This is a genomic window from Litorivivens lipolytica (assembly GCF_014191715.1).
Classification (GTDB): domain Bacteria; phylum Pseudomonadota; class Gammaproteobacteria; order Pseudomonadales; family Spongiibacteraceae; genus Litorivivens; species Litorivivens lipolytica.
Genome location: NZ_JACHWY010000003.1, coordinates 499,159 through 520,553, shown reverse-complemented (window position 1 = coordinate 520,553; position 21,395 = coordinate 499,159). Strand labels below are relative to the sequence as shown.

Sequence of the window (21,395 nt, the reverse complement as noted above, 5' to 3'; positions counted from 1 at the left end):
GTATGAGCGAAGGTAAACAATACGATTCATCGAGTATCAAGGTGCTGAAAGGCCTGGACGCCGTTCGCAAGCGCCCGGGCATGTATATCGGCGATACCGACGACGGTACCGGCCTGCACCATATGGTGTTTGAGGTTGTCGATAACTCGATTGATGAGGCTCTGGCGGGTTACTGCAGCAAGATTGAGGTGATTATTCACCCCGATGAATCCATTAGCGTTCGCGACAATGGCCGCGGTATCCCTACCGAAATCCATGAAGAAGGGGTTTCTGCCGCCGAAGTTATCATGACCGTGCTTCACGCTGGCGGTAAATTCGATGACAACACCTATAAGGTTTCCGGCGGCCTGCACGGTGTGGGGGTATCGGTTGTTAATGCCTTGTCGAAGAAGCTGGTCCTGACCATTCGCCGCGGTGGCAAGGTGCATGAGCAGATCTACACCCACGGTGTACCGGATGCGCCCTTAAGTGTGGTGGGCGACGCCGACACCAGCGGTACGGAAATTCGCTTTCACCCTTCGGAAGAAACCTTTACCAATATCGAATTCCACTTCGACCTGCTCGCCAAACGCCTGCGGGAACTGGCCTTCCTGAATTCCGGGGTCAATATCGACCTGATTGACGAGCGCAGCGGCGAAAAGGAAAACTTCTGCTACGAGGGCGGTCTCAAGGCCTTTGTAGAGTTTCTGAACCAGAACAAGAGCCCGATTAACAACGTCTTCCATTTCACCACCGAAGGTGAAGACGGTATTGCGGTGGAAGTTGCCCTGCAATGGAACGATGGCTTCCAGGAAAACATCTACTGCTATACCAACAACATTCCCCAGCGCGATGGTGGTACTCACCTCGCCGGTTTCCGCGCCGGCCTGACGCGCAACCTGAATACCTATATCGAAAACGAAGGTCTGGCCAAGAAAGCTAAAATCAGCACGACTGGCGACGACGCTAGGGAAGGTTTGACCGCGATTATTTCGGTGAAGGTGCCGGATCCCAAATTCTCGTCCCAGACCAAGGACAAGCTGGTCTCCAGCGAAGTCAAAACCGTGGTTGAGCAGGCCATGAGTGACAAATTCGGTGATTTCCTCTTGGAAAACCCGAATGAAGCCAAGGTGGTTGTGCAGAAAATGCTGGACGCCGCCCGCGCCCGGGAAGCGGCCCGCAAGGCTCGCGAGATGACCCGCCGCAAAGGCGCACTGGATATCGCCGGTCTGCCCGGCAAGCTGGCAGACTGCCAGGAAAAAGACCCTGCCCTGTCAGAACTCTACCTAGTGGAGGGTGACTCCGCGGGTGGTAGCGCCAAACAGGGGCGTGACCGTCGCACTCAGGCGATTCTGCCCCTTAAAGGTAAAATCCTGAACGTTGAAAAGGCCCGCTTCGACAAGATGCTCTCGTCGGCAGAGGTCGGTACGATCGTGACTGCACTGGGATGCGGTATCGGCAAGTCGGAATTCAACGTTGAGAAACTGCGCTACCACAGCATCATTATCATGACGGATGCTGACGTCGACGGCTCTCACATCCGAACCCTGCTGCTGACTTTCTTCTTCCGTCAGATGCCGGAGCTGATTGAGCAGGGCCATGTCTTTATTGCTCAGCCTCCCCTCTACAAGATTGGTCGTGGTAAATCCCACACCTACCTGAAAGATGACGAGGCGCTGAACGAATACCTGACCAATTCAGCTCTCGAAGATGCGGCCCTGCATGTGCATCCGGATGCGCCGGGCATTGGCGGCGAAGCCCTGGAGCAACTGGTTCGCGACTACCGAGGGGTAGAAAAAGTCATCGACCGCCTGAGCCGCGTCTATCCCGATATTGCCCTGTGGCAGATGCTGGATGCCCCTACCCTGACGCAGGATGGTATGCAGGATCGTGCGACTGTCGAGCAGTGGTGTGCCGATCTGCAGGCCCGCTTGGGTGAGACAGTGGAAGCCAAGCACAACCGCTATGTGGTCTCGGTGCGTGAGGACAATGAACGCCACGACTTCTGTCCCAAGATTACAGTAACCGCCCACGGAGTGAGTACTGACTATCTAATAACGCGAGAGTTTGTGGGGTCTTCCGAGTACGCTAGGATAAAATCCTTGGGTGAAAAGTTGTCCGGCTTGCTCGAGGACGGCGCCTACGTTAAGCGCGGTGAACGCACCGAGGCGGTGGATACCTTTGGCGCTGCGCTGACTTGGCTGATGAAGCAGGCCGAGCGCGGTTACAACATTCAACGCTATAAAGGTCTGGGTGAAATGAACCCAGAGCAGCTGTGGGAAACCACCATGGATCCGCAGGGACGCCGGATGTTGCGTGTCACCATCGAAGATGCCATTGCTGCGGATCAGATCTTTACCACGCTGATGGGCGATGTGGTTGAACCTCGAAGGGAGTTTATCGAGACCAACGCCCTGAATGTCGCCAACCTCGACGTTTAACGATCAGACCGAGTCCCACCTCAGGTGGGACTCGCTTTTCTCCCTGTCTTAGGCCGCTTCGGCTGAGGCATCAGCTTCGGTTAGCAGATATTCGAAGGCTGCCAGTGAAGCCTTTGCGCCCTCTCCCAAGGCCACCACGATCTGCTTGAAGGGCACGGTGGTTACATCACCACAGGCGAAGATGCCCGGCTCGCTGGTTTCCCCGCGACTGTTTACCACCACTTCTCCCCGCTCAGTGAGCTCAACGACGTCTTTGAGAAAGCCGCTGTTGGGCAGCAGTCCAATCTGCACAAAGATGCCGTCCAGTCGCTGCTGTTTGCTATCGCCGCTGGCGCGATCCTGATAAGCGATGCCGCTTACGCGCCCTTCTTCTGCGAGTACCTCCTCGGTTGCCACATTCGTCAGCAAGGTGATATTGCTGCGGCTTTTTGCCTGACGGATCAGGACCTCGTCGGCTTTCAGGTTTGGCGCAAACTCGAACACCGTTACCGATTTTACGATGCCGGACAGATCCAGCGCCGCCTCGATACCGGAATTACCGCCACCAATTACCGCAACGTCTTTTCCTTTAAAGAAGGGACCGTCGCAGTGTGGGCAGTAGGCTACACCCTTGCCGATATTTTCCTTTTCGCCGGGCACGCCGAGTTCTCGCCATTGGGCGCCGGTGGCGACAATCAGCGTCTTGCTGTCGATGCGTTCGCCACTGGAGAGCAAAATGCTTTTTACCTCTGCTTTTACGATCCTGTCCACGCGCACATGCTCACGCATGGTGATGTCGTAGCTTTGCAGATGCTCGCGCAGATTACCGGTTAATTGGGTGCCGGTAGTTTGCGGAACCGAAATCAGGTTTTCGATACCTCGTGTATCTTTCACCTGCCCACCCAGCCTATCGGCGATCAAGGTAACTTTCAGGCCCTTGCGCGCCGCATAAATTGCTGCCGATACGCCGGCCGGTCCGCCGCCGATGACAGTCACATCCTGGGTGGGCAGATCTTCGGCAGGCGCTATCGCTGTTTCGGGAAAGGCTGCTCGCAATTTATCGAACAAGGCTGCAACGCCTACTTTACCGTTGGCGAAGGGTTTGCCATTCAGAAACACCGCCGGCACACCCTGCAGCTTGCGCTCCTCGACCAGTGCTGGAAACACGCCGCCGTCGATCATTTCTGCGCGGCTATTCGGGTTGCTCAAGGCAAACTGATTCAAGGCTTGAACTACCTCGGGGCAGTTGTGGCAGCTGAGACTAACAAATACCTCGAAGTTCAATGGTTTCTGAATTGCGCTGACAAAGCCTTTGACGGTGTCATCCAATCGATTGGCCACACCACCGGACTGCAAAATGGCAAGTACCAGCGAGTTAAATTCATGGCCGCCAGGGATACCGGAAAAACGGATGCCGGTATCGCCCGCTGAATTTTCGATGAGGAAGCTTACGGGGCTGCGCAGAGCAGCATCCCTTTCCTCTAATGTCAGATGGTCAGAGACCGAGACAACACTTTGCAAAAAGGTTCGCAGCTCGTCCCGCTTCTCGTGCTCACCGGTTTGCAGAACCAGCGTCACGTCGGTGGTGAGTTTTTCAGTGTAGCCTTTAAGGGCTTCAAGCAAGTCGTTACTTAACATGGTCTGATTCCTGTATCCGATGAGGCTTATTGATTAGCCCTCCCCTTGCGGGGAGGGATGCCGCGATTAGATCTTTCCGACCAGATCAAGGCTCGGTGTCAGAGTTTCCTGGCCAGCTTCCCAGGCAGCGGGGCAAACTTCGCCGTCGTTGTCGCGCACGTATTGCGCCGCTTTAACTTTGCGCAGCATATCCTTGGCAGAACGGCCGATACCCAGATCGTGCAGTTCAGCGACTTTGATAACGCCGTCTGGATCGGCCAGAAAGGTGCCTCGCAGCGCAACGCCCTCTTCTTCGATCATCACATCAAAGCCGCGTGCAATGCGTCCGGTGGGATCGCCCAGCATCGGGTATTGAATCTTGCCGATGGCCTCGCTGGTGTCGTGCCAGGCTTTGTGAACAAAATGGGTATCGGTTGACACGGAATAGACTTCGACGCCTAGTGATTGCAGTTCCTCATAATGCTTGGCCATATCTTCGAGTTCTGTCGGGCAGACAAAGGTAAAGTCTGCGGGGTAGAACAGGAAAATTGCCCACTTTCCTTTAACGTCTTCCGAGGTAATGGTTTTGAATTCGCCTTTGTGAAAGGCCTCGGCCTTAAACTCGGGAATGGTTTGATTGATCTTTGACATGACTACTCTCCTCGATTGAATGGTGCGATGTCGTGTAGGCATCGCCTGACTTCGGAGAACAGATTAGTGAAATTAATTGTTCAGTAAAATTGAATTAAATGGATATTTATGTTCAATTAAATAGAACATTTAAAAGACAGGGCCTCCAGTGATTTCGCTACGACAACTTCAGTATGCGCTGGCCGTCGACAAAACCCGGCATTTCAAGCGCGCCTCGGAAGATTGCGCCATTTCCCAATCCGCGCTGAGCACAGCCATCGCCGAACTCGAAACTCAGTTGGGGATTCAGATTTTTGAGCGCAACAACAAGCAGGTTTTGGTAACGCCTCAGGGCGAGCAATTACTGCTTAAGGCGCGGGATATTATTGCGCGTGTGCAAGAGTTGTATCATCTGGCAGAGAGTGATCGAAAGCCGCTTAGCGTGCCACTGAGTATCGGGGTCATTCCCACCATCGGTCCCTATTTGCTACCGCGCGTGCTTCCCCGGGTTAGAAAACGCCATCCGGACAGCCAGTTGTCCATTGTCGAAGATCAATCCGCCGTTCTGGTGGAAAAGGTCCGCAGCGGTGAGTTGGACACCGCCATACTGGCCCTGCCCTATGCCATTGAGGGCCTGCACGCGTTTGAGTTCTGGGCTGAAGATTTTTACCTGTTAACGCATCGCCAGGACGCGCTTGCCAAACGTGCGAGTGTGGCGGGTAAACAATTGCGGGATTCTCGATTGTTACTACTAAAGGAAGGCCACTGCCTGAAAGATCACGCGCTGTCCGCATGCCGCTTACCGGCCACGGAAACCGATCAGGCGCTGGCCGGCACGAGTCTTTACACGCTGGTACAGATGGTGGCGGGAAAAATGGGCACCACGCTGGTCCCGGCCATCGCACTGGATCAGCTGTTGCACAACAACCGTGAATTGGCTGCGATTCCCTTAAAAGATCCGGGCCCACACCGACGGCTCGCCTTTATCACCCGCTTGAACTTTTCAGGGGTGAACAGCGTGGATTACCTGCGCACCCTGTTCCGTGAGGAACTACAGCGCAAGCCGTCCAAGTACGAGGCAAGCCACTAGCGCGTCACAGAGTCTACCCACCCAAGCCAATGCAAAGGGCGATAAATCCCTCTACAATGTTGTCACTAACAACACCGACGGAATAGAACCGTGCTTGCTTTTCTTCCTCACTGGCTGCGGGGTAGCCTGAGTTTTCTTTTTATTATCCTCTCTACCCTGTTCTGGTTTGTGCCCTTGATCCTACTGGCCTTCGTCAAGTTGCTGATTCCCATTCAGGCCGTCAGGACAGTTTGCACCCGGGTTTTGATCGAGATCGCGACCCTCTGGATAGGGTTTAATAATTTCCTTTTAAAGGTGCTTGCTGGCACCGAGTGGGATATTGAGGGCCTTGAGCAGCTCAATCCAAAAGACTGGTATCTCGTAACCTGTAACCACCAATCCTGGGCCGATATTCTGGTGGTGCAAAAGGTTTTGCATCGGCGCATACCCATGCTGAAATTCTTTTTAAAACAGCAGCTTATTTGGGTTCCGGTGATAGGTGTTGCGTGGTGGGCGCTGGATTTCCCGTTTATGAAGCGCTACACCGCAGACCAGATTGCCAAAAACCCCTCGCTGCGGGGCAAGGACCTCGAAACCACGCGTCGGGCCTGCGAAAAATTTCGCTATACACCAGTGGCGGTGTTCAACTTTATGGAGGGCACCCGCTTTACGCCGGAAAAGCATGCGGCTCAGCAGTCACCCTACCGCCATCTGCTAAAACCTAAGGCCGGTGGCACCGGGTTTGTACTGGGTGCGATGGGTGAGCAATTGCATACCCTGCTTAATATCACCATCCACTACCCCTGCAAGGATATTGGTTTCTGGGCTTTGTTAAGTGGGCGACTTCAGCGGGTGGTGGTGCGGATAGAAGCGCTGCCGATCCCGGAAGAACTGCGCAACCGCAATTATCAGGAAGACGACGCCTTTCGCCTGCAGATACAGCAATGGGTGGGAGAGTTGTGGCAAGCCAAGGATGCGCAGTTGGACCAACTGCGCGCTGAGGGATAATGCAGAGGGCTGGCCTATCGCTGTCAGCCCTGTTTCGCGAACTGGACTTCTTTGCGGTAAAAATGAAAGCAGTTTCGACCCGCGTTTTTAGCGTCGTACATAGCCAGATCTGAACAGCGAATCAGTTCAGCCATATCGATGTCGGGGTGATCGAATTGGGTAATGCCAATACTGGCACCCACATGTGCGTTTACATCACCCTCTACGGGAATCGGTTCATTGATTGAGGCAATCACTTTCCGTGCGATATTTTCGAGAATGCTCTCTCGCTCTTCCCCATCAATAATCAGCGCAAATTCGTCCCCGCCCAGGCGCGCAACAAAATCGGTCTTGCGCAGGATCTTGCGAATTCTTTCAGTCACAGCAATCAGCACCTGGTCACCCGCCTGATGCCCGAGGGTATCGTTAACCTGTTTAAAGAGATCAAGATCAATCATAAACAGGGTGAAGTTATTCCCTTGATGTCGTCTTCTTGACTCCATCATCCACTGCAGTTTCCGTTCGAAGCCGAGGCGGTTGTTGGCTTGGGTCAGAGGATCGGTAATGGCTTGCTTTTCGGCAGCCGTCTGCGCCATTTTTCGATCGGTAATGTCATTGGCGACGCCCTGAAATTCACCTTCACTGATGGGGTTCAGTATCAGGTTCACCCAGCGCGTCTGGCCGGATTTCTGGTAACTCAGGTCGGCGCGTTGCGCGGTTTGGGTTTCATGCGCCCGTCTCATCAGCCGTGCGACTTCCTTGCGACTGGAATTGAGCAGGAATCCAATGCCACACTCTCCGGACGATGCGTCGCACATACCGTCTTCGAACAAGGTGCTAAAGGCGGGGTTAGCGGACTTGATGAAACCCTGACTATCCAGGACAAAAATACCGGTTTCTGCATTGTCGACGATCGCACGGAATTTTTTCTCGGCCTTCTCGCGTTCTATGCGCAAATGACGCTCTTTACCCAGAATATTAACCAGATAGTCGATCATGGTATTGACGTCGCCAACCAGTCGGCCGATCTCATCTTTCTCGTTACCGCGAGGAAACTCCAGGTGCTCACCGGATTCCACATTCAGTCCGTGTAATCGGCTGGAGATCTGCGAAATGGGCTGCGTGATCAATAAATAAATAACACCGACGATGCTGATGGCGACCGTGACTAGCAGGGCGATAAAGAGTTGCGTCACGAGTTGGGTTGACTGCGCCACCTGTTCGGTAATGGCGGTTTGATTGGGCAGTACGCGAATGGAGCCAACTGTTTCGCCTGCGGAAAAGGGCGATTCGAGAGTGCGTTCAATCCATTCGCCTTTTGAAGAGCTGGCGGCCTTATCTGAGCCAAGCTGTACCAGCTCACTTTCTGTCGTTTTGATTTGTACCGCACTTAAGATTTTATTTCCCAGAAGACCTTGGGCGACTTCGCTGGCTAACTGTTTGTCCCCAAGAAAAACGGCAATTTTGACCGTATTTTCAACGGTGTTAACCAAGCTTTGCAATTGTTGCTGTTGGCGATCGATCTCGTAGTCCGATACCGTGGAGCGGGCGATGGACAGAAACACAATACCGACCGCTGTCATGATAAACATGATCATCACGGTGGTGCGCAGTGCCAATTTGCTCTGAAAAATTTTCATTTCACACTACCTAGAGCTGGTTTTATTCGGCACCCGCATCAAGCACGTGCACCACAATGACATTGTCGGGAACCTGCCCGCCGTTGATGTAACCGATTGCGCCACGATTATTGGCAACAATATCGACCACTTCTGCCGGTTCAGGCACCTGACGGGGCGGCGAGGCGCGCCCGGAAAACATCAGTCTTGCCCAGTAGGAATTAATCTCCGGCAGGCCTTTGTCTACCAGCAGCCGATAAAAGGATTCTCGCTGGTTTTGGAGATCAATGGGAAAGGCTGAAATACCCGAAGGCAATTTCTGATAGCGCCCCATAAAGATATTGACCAACGTCGTCTGATCCAGCTCGTCGACGCCGCTTTCCGGATGGGCAATAACCACTAAATCTGCTCTGGCTGCGTTCAGGCCTAGTAGCAGAGTTAGAGCGCTTGCCCCTAGTAGACGTAACATACTCTGCTCACTCCTGAAAAATCATATCGAGGGCGATACTGAATACGGCGGTATCACCATCCCAGTCGGGTTCAACTTCCCGAAAATACGCATCCTGCGTTTCGTCGGCGTGAATGTACTCCACTTGAACCTTGAGGCTCATATTGTTGCTGATATCGAAGCGCACACCGGTGTGCCAATTTTCCTGCTCGAATAAAGTGCTTCGGAAAGGCGCCATCCCGGGTATCCCCAGTGGTATGAATGAGGCCTGAGCATCGGATTGGGCAAAACCCAGATACGGCATAAATCGCCCGAAGCGATGGCCGAGCAGCGCATAATAGGTATCAGCGTCTGCGAGAACTCGTGATTCAGATTGTCGTCGACCATACAGCAGCTGCAAGTACCAGTCCGAGCCGTTGTACAAGGTGCCAATATTCCAGTTGGTGAGGTGCGTGTCCTTGTTGTCGAGCTGATCCGCGGCAGCCACGGCAGGAGGGAAACCAGTCGCCTTAAGCGCGGCGCGAGAATCCGAGAGAGACGGCACGGTATTATTGAACTTCAAATTCGAGACTCCGGCTCGGACTCGCCAGTCAGACCACTGGTATTCCAGGTAGCCACCGACTACGGGAGTACCTTCAAGCTCCAGGTTTTCACCGTCCTCTAAGGGAACTTCTTCATCGTTATAACCGTAAAATAACTTGGCAACGCCGATTCCCTCACCTATCGGCCGCTGAAATACGACGTCAACACCATCAATATAGGTCATTTCAACGGTGCCGTAGTACTCAATTGGCGGTCGCACGGTCACGGTTGCAAAACCAATATTGCGAGAGTCGCCCTGCATATACGCATCGTAGCCAATGCGCCCGAAACGAACGGAAAAATCCGGGTTGGGTGAATAACGAGCGTAGGCCCAGGTAATTCTTGGTACGTAGTTGGAGGTGTAGTCGTAGGTGCTCACTGCCTGCAGCATGGCATCCCAGTTGGAATCGCCGAAATAGTGAAGCTGGCCACCGACAATGGTATCTGGCAAGGTGCTCCAGCTGCCTTCCGGGCCGCTCGGTTGGCTCAGGTTGCGGATAAATTTAACCTTGTCGTCTTGATTGTAAACCGCGCCCAGCGTCGCAAAGGCACTCCAGCGTAGCTCGGCATTCGCACTCAAGGGTGAGAACAGAGATGCTGCGACAAGCAGCGGGCTGAGTAAAAGGTGTTTTCGCATAATCTATCAACACTGTATTGTGCCGCCCTAGTGGCGGCGGGTTTTGTTAGGCAGCTCGCAGGTGAGCCACGATTTCAAATTGGCCCGCTTGATGGGCAGCGTTCAAAGCTTTCATGGCGATCTCGAGCGCTTCGTCCAGCGAGCTATTGTGATCGGGCGTGCCGACGGCAATGCCAACCGACATAATCAGTTCTACGTTTTTGCCGTCACCGACGGAATAATTCACACCGCGAAAACACTCCAGTAGACGATCCATTGCGATATGAGCGCCATCTTCCGTGGAGCCGACCAGCACAATGCCAAAGACATCGCCGTAGCGTGTTACCAAGTCATTGCCGCGCAAGGTCTTCAGAATGTTCCTGCCCACGACTTTCAACAGCAGCTGGGGGACCTTTTCACCGTAGTCTTCCTGGATCTGACGAATATTGTCGATACGCATCAGAGCGAGGTGCAGGGTCCCGGATTTTTCGGGTGTCTGGTGGGTTTTAATGGCTTTTTCAAATTCGTCTGCCGACAGGACATCCTGAAAATCGGCAGCCGATTTCAAAAAATCGGAGTTCCGGACATCGTCTAAAGTAATTGCACAATCACCGTCAGAGCCGGCGGTGTTGTTGAGTTCTGCTACCGTTTCATCGGACAGGGCCTCTTGCGCCTGAACGCGAAGAGCCTGTATTTCATCGGCATCGGCAACCAGTTTTTCCAGCACCCACGCCAGTGATTTGAGATCTTCCTGTACGGTTTTAAGAATATTTCGGCTGCCATCGCTGTCGATTCCCAGGCCGCGCTTTAAAAAATCGGCCATTCGGGCGGCGTGCTTCGCGCGGTTTTCACTGTCGAGGAAAACGTCGGCGACGATGCCGGAAATGGCGACGCAGGTGTTAAAGGGGTCTATTTCTTGGTTCTCGCCTTCCCGGGAGAAAGCAGGCGTGTGGCTCTGGGCAATGGCATTGACGATCTTGTCTGGCAGCCCCCACTTTTGCAGCATAAAGCCGCCGAACTTTGCGTGATCAATTTTGAGTTGACTGGCTTCGTGTGCGGCTACCAGGCTGTGATCGGTTTGCTTGTCGCTGATTTCCTTATAAATTTCGGGCTTGGCAAAACTGAGCCCGAGCATGCCGATATCCTGCAGCAAGCCTGCCAGAAAAAGCGGTTCCAGTTCACGCTCTCTAGCCTGTCGACCAATGGCCTTGGCGGCAATGGCGGACATTAAGCTACGGCGCCATAAGTAAGGTGCGTTCAACCCGTCATCGGTTCCCCGGCGACGCATGTCCAGCAGCGAAAAGGTTAAGGCGAGATTCGTGACTTCGCGGAAGCCCAGCGAGACGATCGCGCGCTGCACCGAGACAATCTTTTCGACTTGAGCATAGGCCGCAGAATTGACGTAGCGAAGAATGGTACTGGCGATAGCGGGGTCGGCGGATAGCGTAGAAGCCAACTGTTCCGAGCTGGTATTGGGGTTGTTGGCCATCGCCAATACCTGCTGGGCGACAGCTGGAATGCTGGGCAGCTTGGCTTGGCCCTTGAGCAATGCTTCCAGCGATTTATCCATTTAATGACTCCAGCGTTTCGTTTTTCCTTCCTGCCAACTTCTGTGTGTAAAAGCCGCAGGCGGAATGCCACGATCGCATTGTTAAGTGATTTTTGAATATTCGATATCGAGGCTTCTGCGTATACAGATAGTGGTTTATGGAAGCGTAGTCTATTTTTCAGCGTGTAGATTGGCCGCTACTGCGCGTCCGCTCAGAACTGTGTTTTTTGGTGTTGCCTTTAGCCGACAGTGAAGCCAATGGCCCTATTAAAGGTTGCGGGTAATCACATACAACATGCGTACTTATACGACTGCGATTCCCCGGTCGTTAGCTGATAAGGTTGCTAAATTAAAGCAAACCGAGAAGTAGACATGCTGGCGCCAAAATATCCCGAAAACGAAGCCGAACGTCTTGAGGAGTTGCTTGCACTCGAGGTTCTGGACACGCCCAATGAGGATCGCTTCGATCGGATTACGCGGCTGGCTTCTCGCCTGCTTCACAAACCCATTGCGCTAGTGAGCCTTGTGGATGCGGACCGGCAGTGGTTTAAATCCCGTACGGGTTTAAGTGCCACGGAAACATCGCGAGAAATTTCCTTTTGCGGGCATGTTGTTCAGAATGCCGAGCCGCTGATAGTAGAAGATACCTTACTCGACCCCCGCTTTGCTGATAACCCTCTGGTTGTCAGCGGTCTGGAGATGCGGTTTTACGCCGGCTTTCCGCTCTTTTCCAAACAGGGCTGCGTGCTGGGAACCCTTTGTGTTATCGATCAGAAACCTAGCGCTTTGTCGACATCCGACAGACGGGCACTGACTGAGCTCGCCCGTCTGGTGGAGCGAGAACTTTATTGCCAGATGCCCAACTATACAGACCCGGTTACGACCCTCGCCAGTCGCAGTGGCTTTTATGGCTTGGCGGGCAAGGTACTGCAAACGCCCTGCTCTTCGCTGTTGCCTGCAACTATGGTGAGTCTCGATATCAAGGGGTTTCGCGATATTAACGTGATGCAAGGCCGGGCCCAAGGGGACAAGATCTTGCATAGCTTTGGTGACGCGATTAGCCACTTTTTTCGGGGAACGGATCTGATTGGGCGAATCGGCGCGGACGAATTTGGTTTGCTTATGCTCGGTTGCAGTCGGACCTGGGCCAAGCGCCGGGTGCACGCTTTTGAAGAACATATGGTGTCGCGCGGTTTGGATGGCAATGGCTTGTGTCCCATTCACTTTTCACACACGGTGGTCGCCTATAGCCCCGAGACGCACAAATCTGCTGAGCACCTGATGATGGAGGTCAATCGTCAAATGTATTGGCAGCATCCGTCGACCGCGTTGGGCCAGCGGAAGAATGGTCGCCGGGTGTAACTAGAGGCGTCCTGCCCCCACCGTTTGCCTCGCGTATACTGCGCTATTCTTTCGACGAGATTGATGATGCGCAGCCTGCAAACCCACGTTCAAGCCAAGGATGTCGACTGGCGCGTTCTGCGCCAGCTCTGGCCGTATTTATTTGAGTTTCGCTCGCGTATTGCGCTGGCCCTGCTGTGTCTAATCGGGGCTAAGATCGCGAGCGTTGGCCTGCCGTTTATTCTGAAACACCTGGTCGACGATCTGGAAAGTGCCAGTGAGGTGATGATCGCGCTGCCGCTGGGCCTCCTTTTGGCCTACGGCGCGGTTCGCTTTGCCAATGTCTTGTTCGGGGAATTACGCGATACCCTGTTTGGGCGGGTTACCGAGCGCGCCATGCGGCGTATCGGTTTAAAGATCTTCGAACACCTGCATGCACTGGATCTTGAGTTTCATCTGAATCGCCGCACCGGCGGCTTGTCGCGGGATATAGAGCGCGGCACCAATGGCATCAGCTTTCTGCTGCGTTTTATGGTGTTCAATATCGTCCCGACCTTTATTGAGATCGGGCTGGTCATCGTTCTGCTTTGGGTTAATTACAGCATCTGGTTCGCATTGATCGTACTGCTTGCGGTCAGCTGTTACGTGGCCTTTTCCGTCTTTGCAACCGAGTGGCGAACCCGCTATGTGCGCGAAGCCAATGAAGCCGAGTCGCGTACCAGCACACGTGCGGTGGACAGCCTGCTCAATTTTGAAACCGTCAAATACTTTGGAAACGAAGGTTTTGAGGCGCAGCATTATGATCAGGAGCTGGCCGCCTGGGAAATGGCCCGGCGGCGCAACCGATTGAGCTTGTTTGTGCTAAACGGCGGCCAGGCATTTATTATCGCTGCCAGTATGACCGCGGCGATGATTCTTGCGGCGCAACAGGTGTTGGCGGGGCAGATGACGCTGGGTGATTTTGTGCTGATTAACGCCTTTATGATGCAGATATTCATGCCTCTCAATTTTCTCGGTTTTGTCTATCGAGAGATGAAAGGCGCGATGGCCAATATCGAAGCCATGTTTGGATTGCTGTCGCAGTCGCCCGCCATTCAGGACAAACCCGGCGCCCGCGAACTGGTAGTGAGTGAAGGACGCATTGATTTCGAGCAGGTGAGTTTTCACTATCAGCCCGAGCGCAGCATTATTGAAAACCTGAGTTTTTCCGTCATGCCCAAGCGCCGTTTGGCGATTGTGGGTGGCAGCGGCGGCGGCAAATCAACTCTCTTTAAATTATTGTTCCGCTTTTACGATGTCTGCGGCGGCCGCATTCTGATCGATGGCCAGGATATTCGCGAGGTCACTCAGGCCTCCCTGCGCCGCGCCATTGGCGTCGTACCGCAGGACAGTGTGCTGTTCAATATGAGTATCGGTGAAAATATCCGCTACGGCCGGGTTGATGCCAGCGATGAGGAGGTGTGGCAAGCCGTGCGCACCGCCCATCTCGAAGATTTTATCCTCAGTTTGCCACAGGGCCTCGATACGTTGGTGGGTGAGCGCGGACTGAAACTGTCGGGTGGCGAGAAGCAGCGAGTGGCCATTGCGCGTACCCTGCTCAAGCAGCCGCCCATTCTGGTGTTTGATGAAGCAACCTCATCGCTGGACAGCCGCGCCGAGCGCAGCATCGTTGACGCCATGCGGGATATTGCGCGCAATCACACCAGTCTGGTCATTGCCCACCGCCTGTCGACGATTGTCGATGCCGACGAAATTATCGTGCTCGACAAAGGGCGTTTAGTTGAACGCGGCAGCCACACCGAGTTGCTGATGCAGGGCGGTCAGTATGCCGCTCTGTGGGCTTTGCAGCAGGCTGAGCGGCGCGACACAGATCTTAGCCGTTAGCCGCCAAGGTTGTGACATTGCTGGGTTCGGCGCTGACCTCTTCCAGTGCTTCTACCTTGCCCTTGCAGGCCTGCACCAGCAGTTCTTTGTTACGGGCCAGCAAAATACCGAAGTCTTCGGCTTCTTTTTCATTGGCGCTGGGGATGTGTTTCTGTAGCAGCTCGGTCAGGTTTTCCGCCAGCTCGAGCATTTTGTCGTAAGCGTCGGCGTCTTTCTTGTTATCAAACATTGCGTTATCCCGGTCACACATCCACTTGGCAACAACAGCCATGGTCAGTCCCCTTGTCGGTGATTTTTGATAACTGTATATGTATACAGTTTTTGGTGCAAGGGGTTTAGCGCCCGTATTGTGGTGGATTACGCGTTGCGACGCGGCAGGGTCAGCACAAAGCGGCTGCCGCCCTCGGCATTGTCTTCGCACGTCAGGCCGCCGTTGAGGCGGTTTGCATTCTTAAAGGCGATTGCCAGACCGAGACCAGAACCGCTGTATTCACCCTTGCCGTGCAGGCGCGTAAAGGGTTCGAAGATCAGTTCGCGGTGGCGTTCCTCGATACCGATACCGTCGTCGCCCTGTTCGGCGGTCACCTCGATGCGGGGTGTATCGCTTTCGTTGTATTTCAGCGCGTTGCCCAGCAGGTTTTGCAGGATTTGTCTCAGCAGCAAGGGGTTGGAGTTGATCTCTGGCAGCGATTCCACGTCGATTTGAATAATGTCAGGTGCCACATTGATCTGACTGGTGAGCATATCGCGCAGCTCTTCCAGCATGGCTTGCAGCGCTACTGGCTCGAAGGTCAGTTCAATTGAATCGGCGCGCAGAAAATCCGTGAGCAGCCGAACCAGCGCATTGGCGTCACCGGCAGCCCGAACAATAAAGTCGATATAGGTTTCGATGTCTTTTTTATCGCCACCGTTCAGCTCGAGTCGCAGCATGTCGCAAAAATTATTAATCTGGTTCAGGGGCGCGCGCAGATCGTGGGACAGAATATGCGCAAACTGCTCCAGTTCGCGGCGGTTTTCGTCCAGCTTCTGCCGGAATGCCGCCTTGTCCATGGCATTGGTGATGACGTGCTCTAGAATGGGCGGGTCGATCTGGTGTTTGGGCAGGTATTCGTCGGCACCGGCGTGGATTGCCCGGGCCGCGAGCAGTTCGTCGCCGTAGCCGGTAATCAGCACGATAGGGAGAAAGGGTTCGACCCGGCGCATTTGTTCCAGCCCTTCGAGCTCCTCGACACCGGGCATTTGATAATCCAGGAGCACTGCATCAGGGGCACCGAAGCGAATCGCGTTCAAGGCTTCACCGAGCGCAGAGGCTTCTTCGACATCGGCGTTCAGCGTGGTCTTGCCGAGTGCGCGCTTCAGTGTGGCGCGATCCCCGCGATCGTCGTCTACCAATAGAATCTTCATTCAGTTTCCTGTGCGGCCTCAGTCGTCGGGAATCGTACAACCCGCCAGTAACAGTCGAGCAGCTCAATCAAATTGAGAAAGTCCTTGCCGGCATTGTCTTTGAGCACATAGCCCGCCACATTCAGATCATAGGCTGCAATCACGTCTTCGTCACGTGCCGATGTTGTCAGCACAAAGGCGATTGAGCGATTCAATCCGGGAAGGTTGCGAATGTGACGCAGGAACTCTATGCCGTCCATGCGCGGCATGTTGATATCGACCAGCAACAGCACAGGACCATGCACTTTCTCTTTGCCGTTGGTACCCTCGAGCATTTCCAGCGCTTCGACCCCGTCAATGGCGCGCTTGACCGGATTGAGCACTTTGGCTTTGTGCAGGGCGCGTTGAATGGCTTTGGCATCGCCGTCGTCATCCTCCAGCAGCAGGATGGTGACGTCATCGATCTTCATTGCGGTTTGGCTCCTGTGCGCGTTTTCGGCCAGATAATGGTGAAACGACTCCCTTCTCCGACCGTGGAGTGCAATTCGATCCGGCCGCCGTAGAGATCGACGTATTTTTTCACTACTGACAGCCCGATGCCACTCCCCTCCACTTGATCGCGGGGTTTCAGGGTGCGAAAAATTTCAAAGATTTTGCCATGGTAACGCGATTCGATGCCGGGGCCATCGTCTTCGATGCAAAATTCGTAATCGTCACCCAGCGTTCGGGCGCCGACGGTAATCGTGCCTTCTGGTTTGTCATGATGTTTGATGGCATTGCCAATCAGGTTGTACAGAATGAGTTGCAGGGGCATGCGTGGCGTGCTGACCTCAGCGAAGCCGTCATTGACCACAATGGAAAGGTGGTCGGGGGGCGACAGCAATTCCAGAATATTGTTCATCATGTCGCGGCCATTGATCTGTTCCTGAAAGCTGGCGTCGGTGACCCGACCGATACGCGAATACTGCAGCAGGTCATCGAGCAGCCGCTCCATGCGCTTCACCCGACTCTGTAGCAGATCCATATTTTCGCGATCTTCGTCGCGTAGGTGCTCTTCCAGGTCTTCGGCCAGCCACTCGGAGGCGTTGCTGATCACGCGCAGCGGCGCCTTGAGGTCGTGGGAGGCAAGATAGGCAAAACTCTCGAGCTCTTCATTAATGGCCTTGAGCTTGTTTTCCATCAACTTGAGGTCGGAAATATCTCTGAACACAACGACGGCGCCCTGTACCTCGCCGTTTTCGGCGGTGATGGCGGAGGCGGTATATTCCACCGGGAAGCAATGTCCGTTTTTGTGCCAGAACACTTCATCGCGCTCGAAGTGGGCGCCGCCGTGTTGCAGAACGCCGAATATCTTGCAGTCTTTTTGCGGGTAATCAGAACCATCGGCATGGGAGTGATGGATGATCGCGTGTTGTTTTTTCCCCACCATTTCGCTCGCGCTGAAGCCGGTTAATTGCTGAGCCGCTATGTTCAGGAAGGTAGTACGGCCCTCAGTATCGAGACCGTATATTCCCTCGCCGGCACTCTCCAGCAGCAGGCTTAAACGGCGCTCACTTATCGCGAGCTTGCGCGCGCTGAGGGCTGTGCGCTCCAGCAATTGCGAGGTGTACATCAGCAAAGCGACAATGATCAGGCCGGCTATCAGTACCATATCCTGCAAGTTGTCGCGGATATTGCTGTAGTAGTGCCGTGTCGGCCAGACCGTTAATTGCCACTGCCGGCCCATAATGTCCACTGATTGTATAACGGCCCAATAGCGGTAGAACTCAGAGCGTTGATCAGTGCTCTGGAACAGCTTTCGACCGTCTACGTTTAGCTCAAGGTGAAAGTGGCGCAGGTACTGTTCAGGGATAATACCGGTCAGCAGCGCATGACCTTCAAATATCGCTACCACGAAGTGGCGGCGTTGCTGATCGATCGGGGCAACCAGCAGAAAATAGCTGCTGTCTTCGAATACCCGCCCGGGCAGGGACATAATCAGCGGGCCATCGCCCAGATCCACACCACTCAGCAAGGTATTCAGGTCATTGCGACTGGCCAGAATAGTTGATGCGTAATCGTTGTAGATCCACTCCATCGAATCTAGGCCGGTCGTGTGATAACCGATGGCAATCATGCCCGGATGATCCTCCACGTACCAGCGGGCGTCACTGCGCCAGTCGTCGAGATTTGGTTCGTAACTGCGGGTCTGCCTCTGGGCCATCCGTCGAAGCGAGTGCGCCTGTGAGCGCATGGAGCGTTGCAGGCCGCTGGCGGTCATCGCGGTTTCCTGCGTCATGATCTCGCGGATATGGTTAGACTCGGTTTTCGCCAGTTCTGCCCATAACACGATGCTCGCGCCCATAATGAGCGGCACCAGCAGACGAATGACAACCTGCATGGCGCCGTCAAGATCGTCTTCACGGCGCTGCAGCGCAGAGAGGCCAAGACCCGCCGCCGCCAACAACAGGAAACAGAGCAGGCTGAGCGGCGCCATGCGCGCCATATTGCCCCAGCCGTAGTAGCCCTGTTGCTGGTCCAATATTCCCCAGCTGGAACCGGCAACGATTGCGAGTACCGCGAGACTGGCGGCTTGCAGGAGTTTGATGCCGCCCAGCCGGCTGCCGGGTTTGGCGGGGAGAAAAACTAAAGTTGCGTTAAACAGATACAGCGCGACCGCTGCGGTCGGTGCTAGGTTCAGTGCATCGATACTGCGGTCAGGCCCGAGTAGTTGCAGATACCAGAAATCAATATTCCAGCGAGCTTTGGTCAGATACTGCAAGAGGTGGACAGTGCCAATGAGGAGCGGCAGGGCGGCAAAAAAACGCATCAGAAGAATGCGATGAAACTGCAGGCTCAGTAAGGCGAGCCCACTCAGTACTGCGGCGACAGCAACGTTATAGTGCATGAGGATCGGGCTAAGGCCCAGCGTTACCATCGCCTGACTGTCTAGATGCCAGCCGATCAGCACGATCGTGGCGATACTAATCGTCAATGCCGCTGACAAGCTGGTCAGCCATGCCAGAGGTGAAATATGTCGCATCCGTGTCCTTGTTGATTACCCGTGCGTTGTTGCAGCGCTCAATGCCGCGACTGCGGACCCGGGTTAATGATAAGGCCTTCTCGAGACCAATAATGCTCGATGAACTTCAATTGCTCGATAAAACCGGCCGGCCCCAGTGCCTTGTCGATAAAGCCATCGGCACCCAGCTCGTAGGCCAGAGTGACATCCTCCGGATTGGAGGAAGAAGAGATGACCACCAGCGGCAACTGGCGGCAGGCCTCCTGTTGAGAGATCAGCTCCAGTGCCTTAAACCCGTCGAGCCGGGGCATGTTCAGGTCGATTAATACCAGATCCGGAAACGGCAGGCTGTTTTTGCCATCCAGCTTCAGCGCATCTACCAAATGGCTCAGCAGCGCTTCGCCGTGGCTGACCACCGTTAGCTCGAAAGGAACCTCGATGGCTTCAAGCGCCTTGCGCACCAGCACCACATCCCCCAGTGAATCCTCTGCCAGCAGGATCTGCACCGGGCGACGTTGACGTCTGGTCGGGTCTAATGAGTTTCCGGGAGCCATATCCACTGCGCGGGCCGAAGCTGGTTTTCAATGCAACACCCCGCTGTCGGGCCGCTGCTGCCTTGCTTCAGTATAGTTCAGCCCAGAAAAACTGCGCCGCGACGCGATGCCGCACCCGGCTCAAGCTTGTGGATTGGCATAGGCACTGCACTGCTCCAGTACGTGCTCGGCAAAACCGTGGCCGGCTTCTGCGTAGAGGTTAAAGGTGATGCAGCCGGCCTCGCGAATTTCCCGCTCTTCATCCGGGTACCGCGATACCACCGCGAGATCGCCGTAAAACTCTTGCGATTTCAGAAACTTGACTACCGACATATTCTCCTTGTGGTTGGTCAGGCTGACCAGAATCAGCTTGCGCTCGGCGAGGCAGGCGCGATTCCAGAAATCCCGATCGTTACCGTCGGCGTGTACGCAGTTAATTCCCTGGGCTTGCAGGGCGGCAACTTTATCGCCGTTTTCCTCGATACAAATGACATTGTTGGGATAGCGTTCGCTCAAAAAGCGATAGGCGCCTACACCCACGCGGCCCGCCCCGACAATCACAATGTCGCTCTGTCCCAGCGTGGCAATCGCCTCCTCGGTACTGCCAATGCCGCGCTCATTGGCCAGCAGAAAGTCGCCAAAGCGGCCGTAAATATCCCGCGCCCGGTTATTCAGGGGCGTTGCGATAAAGAAGGAGATGGCCAGTGCCAGTGCAATGGTGGTAACCCACTCGTTGCTGATGGTGCCGCCTTTGGCCGCAAGTTGGGCCACGATCAGCCCGAACTCGCTGTAGGTGGCCAGTGATAGAGCGGCCAGCAGCGCGGTTCGCGCCCGCTGCCGCAGCCACAATAGTAGAATCACATAGACGATTGGTCGCAGCAGCACCAGCGCACCCAGTGCCAGCGCTATTAGCAACATATTGCCGCCGGGCAGGCCGTTAAAGCCGATTTGCAGGAAAAAGCCGATCAGGAAAATATCTTTAAACTGAATCAGGTTTTTGTACAGCTCGGTGCTTTTCTTGTGGCTGTTAAGCAGCATGCCGATGACCAGCGCACCGAGGTCGCCCTTCATATTGACGGACTCAAACAGTCCGGCGCCACCGAGCGCCACTAGAAAGCCAAACAGTATCAGCAGTTCACCGTGCCCAACCCACTGCAGAATGCGCCCAAGCACCGGCCGCAGCAGCGGCAGCGCCAGCAGCCAGAGTGCGGAAGGTGTGGGGAATTTGCCTGAGGCGGCCACCAGATAGCCCACCGCGAACAGGTCCTGTACGACCAGAATGCCGATGGCGATGGCGGCGTGGAGGGCCACCGCTTCGCCCCGCTCTTCCAGCGTTTTGGTGGTAAACACCGTGCTTGAAAAAGAGAGTGCGAAAGCCAGCGTCAAGCCCGCTTCGGGCGAGAGCTCGAGCCCCGGGAGCAACTGGGTAAGCAGGATCAGCATGCCCCAGGTGAGCGGCACCACCAGCAGGGTTTGCAGAGTGGCCGTGCCCCAGACCTGGGGGGCAATCAGCTCTTTAAGATTCAGCTTGAGGCCAATGGTAAACAGGAGCAGGGTGATCCCCAGATCGGCGATGACCACGACCCCCGCGCCGTCACCTGCCAGGCCCAGCCCATGGGCAATAAAGCCCGCGAGCAGATAGCCGAGCAGTGGCGGATAGCCCAGCGAACGAAAGCCGAGGCCGGCAAAAAAGGCGAGCAGGATAACCAGAGGTTCCAAGGGGGCTCCTTGCAGCGG

Annotated in this window: 17 protein-coding genes; 5 read left to right on the top strand and 12 right to left on the bottom strand. The window is 54.8% G+C overall.

Annotation, left to right across the window (positions count from 1 at the left end; genetic code table 11):
* The first annotated feature begins 2 nt into the window (after positions 1-2).
* On the top strand, positions 3-2,420 hold the full coding sequence (gyrB, locus tag FHR99_RS14600) for a DNA topoisomerase (ATP-hydrolyzing) subunit B (protein ID WP_183411442.1): 2,418 nt from the start codon (positions 3-5) through the stop codon (positions 2,418-2,420).
* A gap of 48 nt (positions 2,421-2,468) precedes the next feature.
* Here the strand turns inward: gyrB and ahpF are convergent, their stop codons facing one another.
* Together ahpF and ahpC are read right to left on the bottom strand one after the other, a co-directional pair.
* The gene (gene ahpF / locus FHR99_RS14595) at positions 2,469-4,037 is read right to left on the bottom strand and encodes an alkyl hydroperoxide reductase subunit F (protein WP_183411441.1); all 1,569 of its coding nucleotides are present in this window, start codon (positions 4,035-4,037) and stop codon (positions 2,469-2,471) included.
* Between the two features lie 66 nt (positions 4,038-4,103).
* Positions 4,104-4,667, bottom strand: a complete 564-nt coding sequence (gene ahpC / locus FHR99_RS14590) for an alkyl hydroperoxide reductase subunit C (protein WP_183411440.1) — start codon at positions 4,665-4,667, stop codon at positions 4,104-4,106.
* 148 nt (positions 4,668-4,815) lie between these two features.
* Here ahpC and FHR99_RS14585 point away from each other — a divergent pair, with 148 nt between their 5' ends.
* Entirely contained in the window at positions 4,816-5,736 is a 921-nt protein-coding gene (locus tag FHR99_RS14585) for a LysR substrate-binding domain-containing protein (RefSeq protein WP_183411439.1), read from the top strand.
* Positions 5,737-5,826: 90 nt separating this feature from the next.
* The gene (locus FHR99_RS14580; protein ID WP_183411438.1) at positions 5,827-6,723 is read left to right on the top strand and encodes an acetyltransferase; all 897 of its coding nucleotides are present in this window, start codon (positions 5,827-5,829) and stop codon (positions 6,721-6,723) included.
* Between the two features lie 23 nt (positions 6,724-6,746).
* On the opposite strand, the gene FHR99_RS14575 is transcribed toward FHR99_RS14580, so the two are convergent.
* From FHR99_RS14575 to FHR99_RS14560, 4 genes are read right to left on the bottom strand one after another with little or no spacing between them, the layout of a single operon-like run.
* Positions 6,747-8,342, bottom strand: a complete 1,596-nt coding sequence (locus FHR99_RS14575; RefSeq protein ID WP_183411437.1) for a sensor domain-containing diguanylate cyclase — start codon at positions 8,340-8,342, stop codon at positions 6,747-6,749.
* Positions 8,343-8,364: 22 nt separating this feature from the next.
* Positions 8,365-8,790 (bottom strand): type 2 periplasmic-binding domain-containing protein, encoded by a 426-nt coding sequence (locus tag FHR99_RS14570; RefSeq protein ID WP_183411436.1) that lies wholly within the window; start codon positions 8,788-8,790, stop codon positions 8,365-8,367.
* Between the two features lie 7 nt (positions 8,791-8,797).
* Positions 8,798-9,988 carry a hypothetical protein gene (locus tag FHR99_RS14565; protein ID WP_183411435.1) on the bottom strand — a complete coding sequence of 397 codons (1,191 nt, stop codon included), beginning with the start codon at positions 9,986-9,988 and terminating at the stop codon, positions 8,798-8,800.
* A gap of 46 nt (positions 9,989-10,034) precedes the next feature.
* Positions 10,035-11,537, bottom strand: coding sequence for an HDOD domain-containing protein (locus FHR99_RS14560; RefSeq protein WP_183411434.1), 1,503 nt, complete (start codon positions 11,535-11,537; stop codon positions 10,035-10,037).
* 351 nt (positions 11,538-11,888) lie between these two features.
* Between FHR99_RS14560 and FHR99_RS14555 the strand changes: the two genes are divergently transcribed.
* Both FHR99_RS14555 and FHR99_RS14550 read left to right on the top strand, forming a co-directional pair.
* The gene (locus FHR99_RS14555; protein WP_183411433.1) at positions 11,889-12,878 is read left to right on the top strand and encodes a sensor domain-containing diguanylate cyclase; all 990 of its coding nucleotides are present in this window, start codon (positions 11,889-11,891) and stop codon (positions 12,876-12,878) included.
* A gap of 66 nt (positions 12,879-12,944) precedes the next feature.
* Positions 12,945-14,741, top strand: a complete 1,797-nt coding sequence (locus FHR99_RS14550; RefSeq protein WP_183411647.1) for an ABCB family ABC transporter ATP-binding protein/permease — start codon at positions 12,945-12,947, stop codon at positions 14,739-14,741.
* Here FHR99_RS14550 and FHR99_RS14545 read toward each other — a convergent pair.
* The 6 genes from FHR99_RS14545 to FHR99_RS14520 all read right to left on the bottom strand — a co-directional run bounded on the left by FHR99_RS14545 (position 14,731) and on the right by FHR99_RS14520 (position 21,377).
* Positions 14,731-15,012 carry a YebG family protein gene (locus FHR99_RS14545; protein ID WP_183411432.1) on the bottom strand — a complete coding sequence of 94 codons (282 nt, stop codon included), beginning with the start codon at positions 15,010-15,012 and terminating at the stop codon, positions 14,731-14,733. The genes FHR99_RS14550 and FHR99_RS14545 overlap by 11 nt on opposite strands.
* Before the next feature lie 86 nt (positions 15,013-15,098).
* The gene (locus FHR99_RS14540; RefSeq protein WP_183411431.1) at positions 15,099-16,145 is read right to left on the bottom strand and encodes a sensor histidine kinase; all 1,047 of its coding nucleotides are present in this window, start codon (positions 16,143-16,145) and stop codon (positions 15,099-15,101) included.
* On the bottom strand, positions 16,142-16,594 hold the full coding sequence (locus FHR99_RS14535) for a response regulator (protein WP_183411430.1): 453 nt from the start codon (positions 16,592-16,594) through the stop codon (positions 16,142-16,144). Before FHR99_RS14535 ends, FHR99_RS14540 begins: the two co-directional genes overlap by 4 nt.
* Positions 16,591-19,146, bottom strand: a complete 2,556-nt coding sequence (locus tag FHR99_RS14530; protein ID WP_183411429.1) for a sensor histidine kinase — start codon at positions 19,144-19,146, stop codon at positions 16,591-16,593. Before FHR99_RS14530 ends, FHR99_RS14535 begins: the two co-directional genes overlap by 4 nt.
* Before the next feature lie 38 nt (positions 19,147-19,184).
* Complete coding sequence (locus tag FHR99_RS14525) at positions 19,185-19,679, bottom strand: response regulator (RefSeq protein WP_183411428.1); 495 nt, start codon at positions 19,677-19,679, stop codon at positions 19,185-19,187.
* Positions 19,680-19,799: 120 nt separating this feature from the next.
* A complete protein-coding gene (locus FHR99_RS14520; RefSeq protein ID WP_183411427.1) occupies positions 19,800-21,377 on the bottom strand; it encodes a cation:proton antiporter family protein in 1,578 nt (525 codons plus the stop codon).
* Between the last annotated feature and the right edge of the window lie 18 nt (positions 21,378-21,395).

What these genes read in the sequence shown, in the direction of transcription:
- FHR99_RS14555 (WP_183411433.1), top strand. Translation starts at nt 11,889, where the DNA reads ATGCTGGCGCCAAAATATCCCGAAAACGAAGCCGAACGTCTTGAGGAG.
- FHR99_RS14545 (WP_183411432.1), bottom strand. Translation starts at nt 15,012, where the DNA reads ATGGCTGTTGTTGCCAAGTGGATGTGTGACCGGGATAACGCAATGTTT.
- FHR99_RS14570 (WP_183411436.1), bottom strand. Translation starts at nt 8,790, where the DNA reads ATGTTACGTCTACTAGGGGCAAGCGCTCTAACTCTGCTACTAGGCCTG.
- FHR99_RS14540 (WP_183411431.1), bottom strand. Translation starts at nt 16,145, where the DNA reads ATGAAGATTCTATTGGTAGACGACGATCGCGGGGATCGCGCCACACTG.
- FHR99_RS14530 (WP_183411429.1), bottom strand. Translation starts at nt 19,146, where the DNA reads ATGCGACATATTTCACCTCTGGCATGGCTGACCAGCTTGTCAGCGGCA.
- FHR99_RS14575 (WP_183411437.1), bottom strand. Translation starts at nt 8,342, where the DNA reads ATGAAAATTTTTCAGAGCAAATTGGCACTGCGCACCACCGTGATGATC.
- FHR99_RS14525 (WP_183411428.1), bottom strand. Translation starts at nt 19,679, where the DNA reads ATGGCTCCCGGAAACTCATTAGACCCGACCAGACGTCAACGTCGCCCG.
- FHR99_RS14535 (WP_183411430.1), bottom strand. Translation starts at nt 16,594, where the DNA reads ATGAAGATCGATGACGTCACCATCCTGCTGCTGGAGGATGACGACGGC.
- ahpF (WP_183411441.1), bottom strand. Translation starts at nt 4,037, where the DNA reads ATGTTAAGTAACGACTTGCTTGAAGCCCTTAAAGGCTACACTGAAAAA.
- gyrB (WP_183411442.1), top strand. Translation starts at nt 3, where the DNA reads ATGAGCGAAGGTAAACAATACGATTCATCGAGTATCAAGGTGCTGAAA.
- FHR99_RS14560 (WP_183411434.1), bottom strand. Translation starts at nt 11,537, where the DNA reads ATGGATAAATCGCTGGAAGCATTGCTCAAGGGCCAAGCCAAGCTGCCC.
- ahpC (WP_183411440.1), bottom strand. Translation starts at nt 4,667, where the DNA reads ATGTCAAAGATCAATCAAACCATTCCCGAGTTTAAGGCCGAGGCCTTT.
- FHR99_RS14565 (WP_183411435.1), bottom strand. Translation starts at nt 9,988, where the DNA reads ATGCGAAAACACCTTTTACTCAGCCCGCTGCTTGTCGCAGCATCTCTG.
- FHR99_RS14550 (WP_183411647.1), top strand. Translation starts at nt 12,945, where the DNA reads ATGCGCAGCCTGCAAACCCACGTTCAAGCCAAGGATGTCGACTGGCGC.